The following is a 14636-nucleotide window of genomic DNA, read 5'->3' as shown; positions in this document are numbered from 1 at the left end:
GTGGCTCGGTATGTCTTATCGGAGCCGGTTTCCTACTCGGCGGCGAGCAGGCGCAGGAGGTGGACGACCTCCCGGTGGATAGCGGCGCGGGCGGGGCCGAGGTACTTGCGGGGGTCGGACACGGTGGGGGTGAGTGCGTCGCGCACGGCGGCGGTGGCCTCGATATTCAGGCGGGTGGCCAGATTGATCTTGGTGATGCCGTGCGCCACGGCGGCGCGCAAGCCGGCGTCGGGCACGCCGGAGGAGCCGTGCAGGACCAGGGGGACAGGCACTTTTGCCGCGAGCCGGGTGATCAGGTCGTTGTCGAGTTCGGCGGTGCGGGTGTGCATGGCGTGCGAGGATCCGACGGCGACGGCCAGGGCGTCGACGGCGGTGGCGGCAGCGAAGTCGGCGGCCTCGGCGGGGTCGGTGCGGACCCCGGGCGCGTGCGCGCCGTCCTTACCGCCCACCTCGCCCAGCTCGGCCTCCACGAACACATCGCGGGCGTGGCACCAGGCGGCGATCTCGGCGGTAGCGGCGACATTCGCGGCATAGTCGGCGGTGGAGCCGTCGTACATGACCGAGGTGATGCCCAGTTCGGCGGCGGCGGCGATCAATTCGAACGACGTGGCGTGATCCAGGTGCACCGCCAGCGGCGCGGAGCTGTCGGCCGCGATCCGCAGGCAGGCCAGGGCCAGCGGCGCCAAGCCGCCGTGGTAGTCGACGGTGTTCTCCGAGATCTGGAGCAGCGCAGGGCGATTCGTCGCCTCGGCGCCGGTGGCGATGGCTTCGGCGTGCTCCAGGGTGATGACGTTGAACGCGCCCAGGCCGCCGGGACGGGCGGCGGCGATCAGCTCGGGAACGGGCGTCAACGGCATGGGGGTGGAACTCCTCGGGTCAGGCGGTGGTCGGCTGGGACGTGGTGAGTTTCTCGACCACGACGGTCGGGGCGATTCGGGTGCGCAGGCAGCGGTCGATCTCGCCGGCGACCGGGATGACGACGGCGGCCGCGGAGGTGGCGACGGCGTCGGCCAGGATGGCGGGCCAGTCCGGCGCGCCGCGTTCGGACAGTGCGGCGATGACCGCGGCCGCGGCGGAATCGCCCGCGCCCGTGGGATTTCCGGCCAGCACCTCGGGTAGCTCGGCCAGCCACGCCCCCTCCGGGGTGATCGCGATCATGCCCGCGGCGCCGCGGGTGGCGACGACGGCGCCGACGCCGCTGTCCAGCAGCGGCCGCACGGCCTGCACCACTTCGTCGGGGGTGACCGGCACCAGGCCGGTAAGCCGTTCCAGCTCTTCGGTATTGGGCATGAGGACCACGCCGGGAACCTCGGCGGCCAGGCGCAGCGCCTCGCCGTCGACATCGCAGATGGCCGGGACTCCGGCCTCGACCGCGATCCGGGCGATCTCGGCGGGCAGCCCGGGATCGATCCCGCCGGGTAGCGAACCGGAGATGACCAGGCCGTTGATATCGGGCAGCAGCCCGGCCACCCGGATGGTGAGTTGTTCGGCCGCATGCGGATTGGAGACGCGGGCGCCGGGTTCCCACAGGGCGGTGGCGGTGCCGTCGTCGGATTCGCTGATCACCACCGTGCGGCGCACCCAGGGCAGCGCGTGCACGAAGTCGACCGGCATCTCCAGCTCGGCCGCGGCGGCGAACGCGTGGTCGGCGAAACCGGTTGCTCTGGCGTACTTTCCGAGCTGGTTGAGCACTCTGGTGACATTGATTCCCTTGCCACCGATGCGCTGTTCGACCGAGCGCACGCGGTGGGCCTGGCCACGTTCGAAACGCTCCACGCGATAGGTCATGTCGTAGGCGGGATTCATTGTCACGGTGAGGATCACGACAACCACTGTCCACGTCTGAGCACCCGGCGCAAGTGCAGATTGTCATCGGCTATCACCAGATCGGCGAACCAGCCGGGGCGCAGGTCACCGACTTCGGCCAGCCCCGCGGCGGTCGCGGGCACGGTGGTGGCGGCGCGTACCGCCTCGCGCAGTGGCACGCCGCAGGCGGTCACGGCCCACGACACGCATCGCAGCAGGGTGGATGTTCCCCCCGCGATCGATCCGCTCGGCACCCGGGCGACGCCGTCGGCCACCCGCACGGTCTGTGGTCCGAGCCGGTATTCACCGTCCGGCATGCCCGCCGCCTGCATCGCGTCTGTGATCAATGCCACACGTCCGGGGGCGGCCGCGAAAACCAGCGCGGCGAAGCCCGCATCGACATGGACGGCGTCGCCGATCAGCTCCACGGTCACCCCGGCGGCCACCAGCGCGGCGGCCACCGGGCCGCCGGACCGGTGGTGCAGCGGCGGCATGCCATTGGCCAGATGGGTGACGAGGGCGCCTGATCCCCTGGGGTGCAGCGCATTCTGAAAACCTGGAAAATCGGTGTCGGTGTGACCGAGTGCCACGACCACGCCGCTGTCGCAAAGCTGTTGCGCCACTGCGGCATAACCGGGCAGCTCGGGCGCGATTGTCATCACCCGCAGGTGCCCGCCACCGGCCGCCACCAGCTGTTTCGTCAGCTCGGAATCCGGATCGCGCAGGAAGCGCGGATCCTGCGCCCCGCACCGGGCGGCCGCCAGGAAGGGCCCCTCGGCATGGATCCCGCCGATCACCCCGTCCTCGGCCAGCCTCCGCAACGTCGCGACCTGCGCCACCATGTCTTCCGCCGCGCCGGTGACAACACTGGCCAGCACGGTGGTCGATCCGCGCGAATGATGGAACCGGGCCGCCGCGTCGGCCTCGGCGGCATCGACCGTATCGAACCGGTGCCCGTAACCGCCGTGATTGTGGATGTCCACCAGGCCGGGCAGTACCGTCCCGGCGTATTCGGGCCGCTCCGAATCGGGGTGCGCCACAGCCCATTCCGTGAACGGCCGGACATCTGTGATGCGGTCGCCCGCAACGGTGATCACGCCGTCGTCGAGCATCTGCGCATCCGAGACCAGCCGGCCGCGTACGTGGATCTCCGGTCGGCCCATGGCGGTCGACACGGTCCGCTCCGCTCGGTCGCTCATCGACGTACTGCCTGCCCGGTGACCGAGGTGGAACCGGTGCGCAATTCGCGGGATGCCGGCCACCGGCGGCATTCGGATCGAGTGGTTCCCGGACGCACACCGCGCTGAATCGGACCGGCCTGGAGGGCTGCTCGCGTGGGCAGCTGCGCGCTCATGTCAGGGCTCCGTGGCGGGCGAACAGGGCGGCGCCGGTCAGCCCGGCGCGTGCGCCGAATTCGCCGACGACGACGGCGGGTGCGGGGACCAGGCGCAGCCGTTCAGTCAGCGCGTGGTGCAACGGCTCGGTCAGGGCCGCCCCCGCGCCGGCGACGCCGCCGCCCAGCACGATCAGTTCGGGACAGGTGGCGTGCACGATGCCGACCAGGCCGTCGGCCAGCGCGTCGACCGCATCGGCGAGCACGGCCTTGGCATCCGGATCATCCTCGCGACTGAAAAGATCGGCGGTGCTGACGGTTTCGCCGGTGCGCGCGGTGTAGGCGCGGGCCATGGCCGCGCCGGACGCTACCGTTTCGACGCAGCCGATATTGCCGCACGCACAGCGGAGGCCGTTGTCGTGCCGCACCGAGATATGGCCGTACTCGCCGGTCTGGCCGATGCCCCCGCGCACCAATCGCCCTCCGACGGACAGGGTTCCGCTGATCCCGGTCCCCAGGATGACCACGCACACATCGTCGCAACCCCGTCCTGCCCCGAACCGCCACTCGGCCCAACCCGCCACGGCCACATCGTGTTCGATCAGCACCGGTATGTTCCAGCGCGTGTCGAAGCGATCGCCGATGTGCACATCCCGCCAGCCGATATTGGCGCTGAACACCGCGATCGAACGCTCCACGTCGATGATGCCGGGCATGACCACCGAGGCTCTGGCCACCCGACCGCGCTGTGTGGCGGTGAGTTCTGCGAGCAGCTGGTCGCCCAGCTCGCCCATGGCGTCGAACGCCGCCTCGCTCTGCGGTGTGGACCGTACCCCGACGGCCAGCACCTTTCCGGTGACGTCGGTGACCTCGCCCTTCATGGTGGTCCCGCCGACGTCCAGCGCGAGGACCAGCGCATTGTCGGGTACCGGGGCAGCCGCGGACACCTCGCTGACGTTACGCGCCGAGCAGATGCCGGGCGATGGCCGGTGCGACCGTGGTGTCGGCTTCTGGAGGTCGTGTGGTGGCTGCTGGCGCACTGCGATATCGGCTTTCCGGGGTGTGGGCGGGACGTGGGCCGGCTCCGGTTACTGGTCCAGGATGATCGAGCGGTTGAGGTTGCGCGGATGGTCGGCGTCCAACCCCAGGTCGGCCGCCCGCAGCAGGCACAGCTGCTGGACGCGCACCAGTTCGGCCATCGGATCGATCGCGCGGTGTTCGAGGTGCGCGCCGGTGACCGCGATATCCGCGGCGAACCCGGGCTCCAGTGCGCCGAACGCCCAGACCGCGCGCCCGGGCGCGGCGATGCTGATCGGTCCGTGCCGGTATTCGGTGGCCAGGTAGCCCTCGGTCCAGGCCTGGCAGGATTCGCGCAGTTTCAGACCGGCCTCGTCGGCGAGCGCGGCGCCGAAGCCCATGCCGACGAAGCTGATCTGCTCGGCGTGGCGCACGGCGGCCAGTGATTCGGCCGGGTTCTCGGCGAGCACGCCGCGGGCCTGGGCGATGACCGGCGTCAGGTCCTCGCCGAGGTGCCAGCGCGCGATGGCCAGCGTCGTGGTCGCGAATCGGGTTTGCACCACCGACTTTTCGTCGATCTCGTCGATCAGGATGGCATCGCCGAGTTCGAGCACGGGCGTGCCGGGGCTGCTGCACACGACGGTGCGCGGGATGTGCGCGGGCACCTGTTCCATCGCGCGCACCACCTCGGTGGTGGTGCCGGAGCGGCAGATGAACAGGTAGCGGTCGTAGTCGCGGTCCAGCCGCAGCCCACTGGCCGGCCAGGCGTCGGTGAGCCCCTGGCCGGCGTCCTCGCGCAGTGCCGCGATGGCGCGGGACATGAACAGGGAGGTGCCACATCCGACGACGGCGACGCGTTCGCCGGATCGCGGCAGCACGGCGCGGTGTTCCGCGGCAACGGTGGCGGCGTGCGCCCAGTTGTCGGGCTGGCTGGAGACCTCGGCGGCGAGGTGGGTGGCGGAGGTGTGAGCGGAGGCAGGCACTCCATCAGAATCACCCCGTGTGATCGTTCATGTCAACTTTACAACCAAATCAGTCACATACGATCACGCATGGCGCTACATTATCCGCAAGACGGTGGGTTGCTCCCATCATCGGCGGTCCGGCCTGTGCCGGGTGCGAATTTGAAAGGTTCTGCTCGTGAAAAGAACATTCCGTGGATTGCTCGCGGGGATAGCGATGTCCACCGGCGTCGCGCTGGCCGTTTCGTCCTGCGGGTTCGGCGGCGACGACAAGGCCGACTCCGATACCACCATCAACTTCCTCGCCCCCACCTACAGTGACGGCGCCAACGGCACGAAAGCCCTGTGGGACGGCATCATCGCCGCGTTCAAGGCCAAGAACCCCGACATCACGGTGAACCTTCAGATGGAGTCCTGGGACACGATCAACGACGTGATCCGCACCAAGTTGCAGGACAAGTCGACCACCCCGGACCTGCTCAATGTCGATGCGTACGCCAGCTTCGCCGGTGACGACATGCTCTTCCCCGCCTCCGAGATCGCCTCGCCCGCAACGCTGTCCGACATCCAGCCGGGCTTCGCCAAGAACGCCTCGCTCAACGGCACCCAGTTCGCCCTGCCGCTGTTCGCCTCCACCCGCACCCTGTTCTACAACACCGAACTGTTCCAGCGCGCGGGCGTGGCCACCCCGCCCAAGACCTGGGCCGAACTGACCGACGCCGCCAAGAAGATCCAGGCGCTCGGCGAGGGCATCTCCGGCTACGGCCTGCCGCTGGGCAGCGAGGAAGCCCAGGGCGAGACCTCGATCTGGACCTTCGGCGCGGGCGGCGCCTGGGCCGAAGGCGACAAGATCACCGTCGACACCCCGGCCAACCTGGAGGGCGTGCAGGCCATGCGCGCACTCGTGGATGCCGGTGTGACCCAGCCGAATCCGGGGGCGACCGATCGCAAGGACGTGATCAACGCCTTCATCCAGGGCAAGATCGGCATGATCGAGGGCCTGCCGCCGACCATCGGCCAGATCCAGACCAAGAACGCGGCCCTGAAGTACGCGACCGCGCCCTCGCCCACCAAAACGGGATCGCCGGTGACCCTCGGCGTCGCCGATCACCTGATGGCGTTCAAGAAGGACGGTAAGAAGGCGGCGACGATCAAGAAGTTCGTCGACTTCTTCTACTCGGCCGATGTCTATTCCGGCTTCGTGCAGAAGGAAGGGTTCATCCCGATCACCAACAGCGGCGCGGCGAAGCTGGCCGACGATCCGGTGACCAAGGCGTTCGCGGCGACCCTGCCGGTGGCGCGGTTCTACCCGAGCAACAACCCGAAGTGGGGTCCGGCCCAGGGCGCGATCCGGCAGCAGATGGGCACCATCGCCCAGGGCGCGGATCCGGCCGCGGTGCTGACCAAGATTCAGCAGGCCGCGAACTAGTCGTGTGGATGTTGCTCGGTGTGGTGTGGAGGGTAAGTGGTTGTGAGTACACGTAGTTCGCGGGTGCGGCAGGCTCTGGGCGCACTGCCCTGGATCGGCCCGACCCTGCTGCTCATCGCCGCCGTCGTCGCCTTCCCGATCGGCTACATGCTGTGGACGAGTACCCGGGACCTGAGCCAGTACGGCCAGGACCGGGGCCCGGCCGGGCTGGGCAACTACCGCACGCTGTTCGAGATCTCGGAACTGGGCTCGGTGCTCGGGCACACCGTGGTGTGGGTGGTGGCGGTCGTCGGCATCACCCTGGTGCTTTCGGCGGCGCTGGCCCAGTTCCTGAACAAGCAGTTCCCCGGCCGCACCGCGGTGCGGATGGCGATCCTGGTGCCGTGGGCGGCGTCGGTGGTGATGACCACGACGATCTTCTACTACATGCTCGATCCGGATGTCGGTATCGCCAACCGCTTCCTGGTCGACATCGGGCTGCTGGATCGCGGCTACGGCTTCACCAAGCAGCCGACGCAGGCGTTCGTCGTCGCGATCGTGGTCGGCGTCTTCGTCTCGATCCCGTTCACCACGTATACGATTCTGGCCGGGCTGCAATCGATTCCGTCGGAGATCGTGGAAGCGGGCCGGGTCGACGGCGCGAGCGCGTGGCAGCGCTACTGGTATCTCCTGCTGCCGCAACTGCGTCCGGCCATCGCGGTGGCCACCATCATCAATATCATCAACGCCTTCAATTCCCTGCCGATCCTGAAGGTGCTGACCGGCAGCATCGCGGGTTTCGGCGCGGACACCACGACCACCCTGACCTTCAAGCTGATTCAGCAGAATCAGCAGTTGGACACGGCCGCCGCGATGAGCGTGCTCAACTTCGTGCTGATCATGGTGATCATCGCGATCTACGTGCGGGTGATCAAGCCGACGCGGGAGGTCGACGCGTGACCGACTCGGTAATCGAGCAGCCCGCAGTGGTGTCCAAGCCGCCGCGCCGGCGCTGGGGATTGACGGTGATCGGTGTGCTCATCGCCGCCGGATTCCTGCTGCCGTTCGTGGTGATGGTGCTCGGCTCGCTCAAGAGCGCGGCCGAAATGCTGCGCATCCCGCCGACCTATCTGCCCGAGTCCTGGCATCCGGACAACTACTCCACCATGTGGGACACCCCGGAAACGCCGCTGCCGTTCAATCTGGCCAGCACCGTGATCATCTCGGCCTGCGCCACCGTGCTGGTGCTCGCGGTCGCCATCCCGGCCGCGTATTACACCGCGCGGCGGCGGTTTCCGGGCCGGGCCGTCTTCCTCGGGCTGGTGCTGATCACCCAGATGATGCAGCCGACGGTACTGGTGACCGGCCTGATCCGGGAGTTCTTCGCGCTCGGCATCAACGACACCTGGCTGGCCATGATCCTGGTCAACGCGGCGTTCAATCTGTCCTTCGCGGTGTGGATCCTGCACAGCTTCTTCGCCTCGGTCCCGGTGGAGATCGAGGAGGCCGCCCAGTTGGACGGGCTGAACCGCTGGCAGATCCTGACCAAGGTCAGCCTGCCGCTGGTCTGGCCGGGCATCGTCACCGCGACCATCTTCACCGTCGTCGCCTGCTGGAACGAATTCGCCGCCAGCCTGGTGGTTTTGACGACTCCGGAGAACCAGCCGCTGTCGGTCGCGCTGACCAAGTTCGTCGGACAGTACGACACCGCATGGCATTACGTGTTCGCCATCTCCACGGTCGGCATCATCCCGGTGGTGATCCTGTTCGCGGTGATCGAGAAGCGGCTGGTCGCCGGTCTCACAGCCGGTAGCGTGAAGTAATCCAGACATGTTGTCGCGCAAGGGAGTATCAGCGGTCAACCTCGTGTCCGCCCGCCTGTCAGGGTGCTTCCACACGGTAGTATCGAAGCGTGGCCGGGGACCCGAGGGTTGGACGCACCTACGCTGGACTCTCCAGAGCCCAGCGGGTGGCCCAGCGGCGGAATCGGCTGATCGAAGCCGCGCTGGAACTGTTCGGCACCCAGGGGTACGCCGCCACCTCGATCGAGCGGCTGTGCGCGGTGGCGAATGTGTCGACCCGCAGTTTCTACGAGGACATGGGCAGCCGCGAGGCCCTGTTGATCGCGCTGGTCAATCGGATCTCCGCGGCCGCGGTGGAACAGGCGGTGGCCGCGCTGGATCGCGCGCGGGACGCGGCGCTGCCGGTCCGGCTGCTGGCCGTCTTCCGGGCGTATCTCACGGCGACCTGCGCCGATCTGCGCTCGGCGCGGGTGCTGCATGTCGAGGTGGTCGGGGTCGGCCCGACGGTCGAGCAGTGGCGCCGCGAGCAGCGGCGGCTGCTGGCGGCCCTGCTGATCGGCGAGGCGGACCGCGCGGCCGAGCGGGGCGAGATCAAACCCCGGCGTTTCGACCTGTTCGCCTTGGCCGTGATCGGCTCGGTGCAGGCGCTGGCGCAGGAGCTGGTGCAGTCGACCACGCCCGGCGCCGCGCTCTCGCTGGACGAGATCTGCTCGGAGATAGCGTTTTTCGTCGACGGCCCGCTGGGTTCGGGCTGAGCCCGCCGCCCCGCGCGGTCGCCGTCGCGGCATGTGATCAGATGGAGTACGTGCAACAGCAGACGCCGTCACCGCGCGGCGGTGCGCGATGACCGGGCCGACCGATCGCCCACAGCGCTGGAACCGGCTCCTGGAACTGCTGGCCGAATCGGGCCGGCTCTCGGTCGAGGAAGCCGCCGAACGCCTCGGCGTCTCCCTGGCCACCGTGCGCCGCGATTTCACCGCGCTCGCCGAACAGCAGCTGGCCACCCGGACCCACGGCGGCGTGGTCGCCACCTCGGTGGCCTACGACCTGCCCGCCCGCTATCGGCAGACCGGCGGCGAAGCCAAACAGCGCATCGCCGAGCACGCCGCGGGTCTGATCGAAGCCTCCTCGGTGGTCGGCATCAACGGCGGCACCACGACCACGGCGGTGGCCCGCGCGCTGGCGGGGCGAACCGACCTGGCCGAGGCGGGCGGCGACCAGCTCACCATCGTCACCAACGCCCTGAACATCGCCGGTGAGATGGTGCTGCGCCCGCACCTGCGGACCATCTGCCTGGGCGGGGTGGCGCGGCGCGAATCCTATGAGCTGCACGGCCCGCTGGCCGAGCGCGCCCTGGCCGAATTGCGCCTGGACGCCCTGATTCTCGGCGTCAACGCGATCACCGCGGATGGCGGCGCACAGTGCCGCCACCTCGACGAGGCCGGTGTCACCACCGAGATGGTGCGTCGCTCCCGGCACGTCCTGGTGGTGGCCACCGCGGACAAGCTGGAGCGCACGGCGCTGGCCCGGATCTGCGGGATCGAACAGGTGCACGTGCTGGTCACCGACACCGACGCGGACCCCGCCGCGGTGGCGCAGATCCGCGCCGCCGGGGTCCGGGTCGATCTGGTCTAGGGAGCGGATTCGTCCAGCCCGTGGTTACGGATCGGTCGTCGCCCGTCCGCCCACATGGCGTTCACGACCGCTTCGTCGTCGGCGCCATCAGGGTTGGCGGCCATCCGGTCCAGCAGTCGCCGCCCACCGCGCCGCCGGGTCGCTGACAGCGGTGTCTTCCCGCGCCGTGCGGGCCCAGACCACGAAGCCCCACGCGACGAATCCGGCGTAGACGATGTACAGCACGGCCGAGGGGTAGTAGCCGGCCTTCAGCAGCAGCGGGACACCGACGATGTCGACCGCGATCCAGATCAACCAGAACTCCGCCAAGCCGCGCGCCATACCGTAGGTCGCCAGGACCGATCCGGTGAAGATCCATGCCTCGGCCCAGGGGCCGTAGGAGCCGAGCCACTCGAACAGCTGCGAGAACACCACGGTGCCGAGCAGCAGTGCGGCCACCAGGAACCAGCGTTCGCGTGTGCTGGCCCAGCGTGGATCGACGCCGCGATGCTCGAGCCCGGTCTCCCGGGAATGGCGGTACCACTGATACCAGCCGAACACGCTGACCGCGACGAACATGAGCTGACGCCCGGCCTGGCCCGCCATGTTCAGCTGCTGCGGCGTATTGAAGACGCCGCCGACGAACACCGTGAACAGCAGGGTGTTGCCCGCGATGCCGACCGGCCAGGCCCAGACCCGCCGACGCATGCCGCCGATCGCGGAGGCCAGGCCGAACCCGTTGCCGATGACCTCGCGCCACAGGATCTCCGAGCCCGCGATATGCAGTTTGGCGTCCAGCAGCGCGTATATCGGGTTCACCCGACGTACAACTACCAGGGTGGCGCCGGTGTTCCGGCTACAGGGCGGTGATGAACGCCTGCTCGGCGGTGTCGAAGGCGCGGTGATCGGTCGACGGTGCCGAGCGCGGTGAGCGGCTGTGCCCGGTCCGGCCCGAGCGCGCGGCCAGCAGTTCGGCGGCGATCGACAGCGCCTGCTCGCCCGCGGTCCGCGCGCCCAGATCCAGGCCCGCGGGGGAGTGCATGGTGGCCAGGGTCTGTTCGTCGAAGCCGCCCGCGCGCAGATCCTCCATGCGGCGCGTGTGCGCGGCCCAGGAGCCTTCCGCCGCGAGGTAGCCGAGCTCGGGTAGTCGTAAGGCGACGGTCAGCAGCGGCACCTCGAACTTCGGATCGCCGGAGAGCACGACCACGGCCGTGCTGGAATCGATCGCGCCGGCCGCGGCCTGCGCGTTCAGGTACCGATGCGGCCAGTCCACCACGACCTCGGCGCCCGGGAAAGCCTCGGGGGTGGCGAGGGTTTCGCGAGCGTCGCAGATGGTCACCCGGTAGCCGAGCAGCCGCGCCTGCGTGGTCAGCGCACCGGCGGTGGCGTTGGCGCCGAAGATGATCAGGCGCGGCGGCGGCGCGAAGGACGCGACGAACAGATCCGAGTCCGGCAGTGCCACCAGTTCGGTGTTGTGCCGCTTCCCGGTGATCAGGTGCTGGCCGATCAGATCCGGATCGGGGTTCCACACCACGGTGAACAGCGTGACCCGGCGGTGCGCCGCGATCTCGGCCGCGATGGTGGGGAACTCGGGAAAGTCGTGGCGGGAGAACGGTTCCACGAACACATCCACCATGCCGCCGGTGCCGGTGCCTGCCTCGCCGGCGGGCACCCCGAACCGGTGCATGCCGCGGGCGCCGGTGCGCGCCGCCTCGACCGCGGCCTGGTGCACGGTGCGCTCGACGGTGCCGCCGAGCATCGAGCCGTACACCGCGCCGTTGGCGTCCACCAGCATGGCTGTGCCGACGGTCAGCGGCCCGGATCCCACGGTCCGGACGATGGTGGCCAAGCCCCCGGTTCGCCCGGAGTGCCACACCCGCAATAGGTCATCGACGATGTCGCGCATTGTCTAGCTCCGATCCACCCATGCGTCCGCTGCCGGGAAATCTCGATCCATTCCCGTCGCCAAATCGTCGCACGTGACGCACACCATATCTTCTCGATCGCACGAATAGGTGTCGGCCCCTGAAACTGCGACCCATTCCTCGGATAACGAGGTCGAGTCGTTGTGCGCGAGCACAATCGAGCGCCGGGCTGTGGTGTGTGACACAGCGCCGTCCGGGGAAAAGGACGCGGCCATGCGCACACGGTAGTCGTGGTGTCCTTGCCGGAGGGTTACCGAATAACGAAACATTTACGCGATGTTGTGAAACTCGCCGGGTGTGATCCGGGGCCTGTCGGCTGGCGAAGCGGCAGGTCGTGGCCGATGCTGAAGCGATGACAGACGAAAGCGGTCTCGCGGGTCTGAACGCGCTGCCGGAATCGGCGGCCGAACAGGCTTTGCTTTCTTGTTGCTCCGCGCCGGAATGGGCGCGCGCGGTGCTGGCGGCCCGGCCATTTTCGACCGATGACGAATTGTTTGCCGCCTCCGACGCGGCTTCGGCGGCGCTGTCGGAATCGCAGATCGTGCAGGCGCTCGCGGGTCATCCGCGGATCGGCGCGCACACCGATTCGGCGCGCTCGGCCCGGGAACAGGCCGGGGTCGCCGGCGCGGACGCGTCTGTGCGTGCGGCGCTGGAGGACGGGAACCGCGCCTACGAGCGGCAGTTCGGCTATCGCTATCTGGTCTGCGCGACCGGAAAGTCCGGCGCCGAACTGCTCGCGCTACTCACCGCCCGGCTCGGCAACGATCCAGTCACCGAAAGGCAGGTCATGCGTACCGAATTGGCGAAGATCAATCGGCTCCGGCTGGCCGGCTTGCTGGGCGGTAGCGCATGAGCACGCTCAGCACCCACGTGCTGGACGCGGTGCGTGGCGTCCCCGCCGCCGGCATCGCGGTGGCGCTCTACGACGGCGCCGAGCAGCTGGCCGCGGCGGTCACCGACACCGACGGCCGGATCGGCGCGCTCGGCCCGGCACTCGGGCCCGGCACATATCGGCTGGTCTTCGACACCGGCGGTTACTTCGCGGCGCAGGGGGTGCAGACCTTCTATCCCGAGGTCGTGCTCGCGTTCGCCGTCACCGGCGAGCGGCACTACCACGTCCCGCTGCTGCTGTCGCCGTTCGCGTACTCCACCTACCGAGGGAGCTGAGCCATGGAGCTGACCGGGCCGATCGTGCTGTCGGACAACCGATACGGCAAGGCCGAGAACCGCATCGTACGGGTCTACCGCGACAGCGCGCGGCACGAGATCCGCGACGTGAACGTCTCCACCGTGCTGCGCGGTGATTTCGCGGCGGCCTATACCGTGGGTGACCAGTCCGAGGTGCTGCCGACCGACACCCAGAAGCAGACCGCCTACGCCTACGCGAAGATCACCGGGCTGCAACCGATCGAGGAGTACGCGCTGGCCCTGGCCCGGCACTTCGTCGATCGGACCGAGCCGGTGGACAGCGCCCGCATCGAGGTCGAAGAGTATGCCTGGCAGCGGGTTTCGGTCGACGGAGTACCGCATGAGCACACTTGGACCCGGCGCGGCCCGGACGTGCGCACCGCGACCGTCACCGTGGCGGGGGAGGGGGCCGCGCAGCGCGCCTGGGTGATCGGCGGTGTCGCGGATCTGGTGCTGCTGAAGTCGACCGGTTCGGAGTTCGCGGACTTCCTGGTCGACGAGTTCACCGTGCTGGAGCCGACATCCGATCGGATGCTCGCGACTTCCCTGGTCGCGCAGTGGCGTTTCGCCACCGTCGACGGCATCGACTGGGATGCCGCCTACACCGGTATTCGGCAGTGCCTGATCGAGGTCTTCGCGACCCAGTACTCGAAAGCGTTGCAGCAGACCTTGTTCGAGATGGGTAAGGCCGCGCTGGAGTCGTTCCCGTATCTGGCCGAGGTGCGTCTCGCGGCTCCCAACAAGCACCATTTCGACTATGACCTGGGCCGGTTCGGCCTGGTGAACCGGGGCGAGGTCTACCACGCCGACGATCGCCCCTACGGCCTGATCCACGCCACCGTGGCGCGCGCGGACGCGCCCGATCCGGGGCCCGCCTGGACCGCGTGATCACGTGTGCGGCCGCGGCCCCAGCAATGCCGAGCAGGCCTGGATGATGTTCTGCACCAGCTCCGGTGCGGTGGTGTGCATGAGGCCGGCGCGTTTGGCCAGCTGACCGTCCAGCCAGAGCGAGGCCAGTCCGTGCGCGATGCCCCACCACGCGATGGTGACGGTGTCCGCGCGTTCGGGTTCGATCAGCCCGGCGGCCACGCAGTCGGCGACCGCGTCGGCGAGTACGCCGAACGCGGCTTCGCCCGCCGCCATCGCGGTCGGGTGCTTGTCGGGCTGGGACAGTTCCGGGCGGAACATCAGCCGGAAGTAGGCGGGCTGTTCGCGGGAGAAGCGCACGTAGGTCTCGCCGAGCGCGACCACCGCGGCCAGGGGTGAGTCGGCGGCCGCGCGCGCGGCGGTGAGTTCCGCGCCGAGGCGTTCGAAGCCGTTGGCGGACAGGGTCGCGAGCAGGGCGGCCCGATCGGCGAAGTGGTGATAGGGCGCGGCCGTGCTGACGCCCGCCTCCCGGGCCACGCGGCGCAGGCTCACGGCCGCGATGCCCTCGGTCTCGATCAGGCGCAGGCAGGCCTCGATCAGGGCGTCGCGCAGGGCGCCGTGGTGGTAGCTGGTCCGCGTCACCAACCGAGCGTAGGCGACGACCCCTGGACGATCAATCTAAACAGTGCTTAAATGATCTGAGCGGCGCTCAGA

General features: G+C 69.0%; 16 protein-coding genes. 8 read left to right on the top strand and 8 right to left on the bottom strand.

The features are described from left to right. Positions 1-32 precede the first annotated feature (32 nt). From ACFVMC_RS24195 to ACFVMC_RS24175, 5 genes are all read right to left on the bottom strand, one after another. Positions 33-857, bottom strand: coding sequence for a class II fructose-bisphosphate aldolase (locus ACFVMC_RS24195; protein WP_379213730.1), 825 nt, complete (start codon positions 855-857; stop codon positions 33-35). 19 nt (positions 858-876) lie between these two features. Continuing rightward, a complete protein-coding gene (locus ACFVMC_RS24190) occupies positions 877-1824 on the bottom strand; it encodes a hexose kinase (protein ID WP_379213728.1) in 948 nt (315 codons plus the stop codon). Beyond that, positions 1821-3005, bottom strand: coding sequence for an N-acetylglucosamine-6-phosphate deacetylase (locus tag ACFVMC_RS24185; protein WP_379213726.1), 1185 nt, complete (start codon positions 3003-3005; stop codon positions 1821-1823). Before ACFVMC_RS24185 ends, ACFVMC_RS24190 begins: the two co-directional genes overlap by 4 nt. A 151-nt stretch (positions 3006-3156) precedes the next feature. Then, positions 3157-4086 carry an ROK family protein gene (locus ACFVMC_RS24180; RefSeq protein ID WP_379213724.1) on the bottom strand — a complete coding sequence of 310 codons (930 nt, stop codon included), beginning with the start codon at positions 4084-4086 and terminating at the stop codon, positions 3157-3159. A 141-nt stretch (positions 4087-4227) separates the two neighbouring features. Next, positions 4228-5139, bottom strand: a complete 912-nt coding sequence (locus tag ACFVMC_RS24175) for an SIS domain-containing protein (protein ID WP_379213722.1) — start codon at positions 5137-5139, stop codon at positions 4228-4230. Positions 5140-5296: 157 nt separating this feature from the next. Between ACFVMC_RS24175 and ACFVMC_RS24170 the strand changes: the two genes are divergently transcribed. The 5 genes from ACFVMC_RS24170 to ACFVMC_RS24150 all read left to right on the top strand — a co-directional run bounded on the left by ACFVMC_RS24170 (position 5297) and on the right by ACFVMC_RS24150 (position 9963). After that, positions 5297-6547, top strand: coding sequence for an extracellular solute-binding protein (locus ACFVMC_RS24170; RefSeq protein WP_379213720.1), 1251 nt, complete (start codon positions 5297-5299; stop codon positions 6545-6547). A 42-nt stretch (positions 6548-6589) separates the two neighbouring features. Then, positions 6590-7486: a carbohydrate ABC transporter permease gene (locus ACFVMC_RS24165; RefSeq protein WP_379213718.1), complete on the top strand. Its 897-nt coding sequence runs from the start codon at positions 6590-6592 to the stop codon at positions 7484-7486. Next, entirely contained in the window at positions 7483-8349 is an 867-nt protein-coding gene (locus ACFVMC_RS24160; RefSeq protein WP_379213716.1) for a carbohydrate ABC transporter permease, read from the top strand. Before ACFVMC_RS24165 ends, ACFVMC_RS24160 begins: the two co-directional genes overlap by 4 nt. Positions 8350-8438: 89 nt before the next feature. Further along, positions 8439-9083 (top strand): TetR/AcrR family transcriptional regulator, encoded by a 645-nt coding sequence (locus ACFVMC_RS24155; RefSeq protein WP_379213714.1) that lies wholly within the window; start codon positions 8439-8441, stop codon positions 9081-9083. A gap of 88 nt (positions 9084-9171) precedes the next feature. Further along, the gene (locus tag ACFVMC_RS24150; RefSeq protein ID WP_379213712.1) at positions 9172-9963 is read left to right on the top strand and encodes a DeoR/GlpR family DNA-binding transcription regulator; all 792 of its coding nucleotides are present in this window, start codon (positions 9172-9174) and stop codon (positions 9961-9963) included. Positions 9964-10050: 87 nt separating this feature from the next. Here ACFVMC_RS24150 and pnuC read toward each other — a convergent pair whose 3' ends face one another. Next, positions 10051-10761: a nicotinamide riboside transporter PnuC gene (gene pnuC / locus ACFVMC_RS24145; RefSeq protein WP_379213710.1), complete on the bottom strand. Its 711-nt coding sequence runs from the start codon at positions 10759-10761 to the stop codon at positions 10051-10053. 37 nt (positions 10762-10798) lie between these two features. Next, positions 10799-11848 (bottom strand): XdhC family protein, encoded by a 1050-nt coding sequence (locus ACFVMC_RS24140; protein WP_379213709.1) that lies wholly within the window; start codon positions 11846-11848, stop codon positions 10799-10801. Positions 11849-12219: 371 nt separating this feature from the next. Between ACFVMC_RS24140 and uraD the strand changes: the two genes are divergently transcribed. Genes uraD through pucL form a run of 3 tightly spaced genes read left to right on the top strand, consistent with a single transcriptional unit; the run spans position 12220 to position 13943 of the window. Continuing rightward, positions 12220-12720, top strand: a complete 501-nt coding sequence (gene uraD / locus ACFVMC_RS24135; protein ID WP_379213707.1) for a 2-oxo-4-hydroxy-4-carboxy-5-ureidoimidazoline decarboxylase — start codon at positions 12220-12222, stop codon at positions 12718-12720. Then, a complete protein-coding gene (gene uraH / locus ACFVMC_RS24130; RefSeq protein WP_379213705.1) occupies positions 12717-13034 on the top strand; it encodes a hydroxyisourate hydrolase in 318 nt (105 codons plus the stop codon). The genes uraD and uraH overlap by 4 nt, the downstream gene beginning before the upstream one ends. 3 nt (positions 13035-13037) lie before the next feature. Further along, complete coding sequence (gene pucL / locus ACFVMC_RS24125; RefSeq protein WP_379213703.1) at positions 13038-13943, top strand: factor-independent urate hydroxylase; 906 nt, start codon at positions 13038-13040, stop codon at positions 13941-13943. Here pucL and ACFVMC_RS24120 read toward each other — a convergent pair whose 3' ends face one another. Beyond that, positions 13944-14564 carry a TetR/AcrR family transcriptional regulator gene (locus tag ACFVMC_RS24120; RefSeq protein WP_379213701.1) on the bottom strand — a complete coding sequence of 207 codons (621 nt, stop codon included), beginning with the start codon at positions 14562-14564 and terminating at the stop codon, positions 13944-13946. Between the last annotated feature and the right edge of the window lie 72 nt (positions 14565-14636).

The organism is Nocardia sp. NPDC127579 (assembly GCF_042672005.1).
Classification (GTDB): Bacteria; Actinomycetota; Actinomycetes; order Mycobacteriales; family Mycobacteriaceae; genus Nocardia.
Note: the sequence above shows the minus strand (reverse complement) of the source record. Positions and strands in the feature narration are given on the sequence as shown.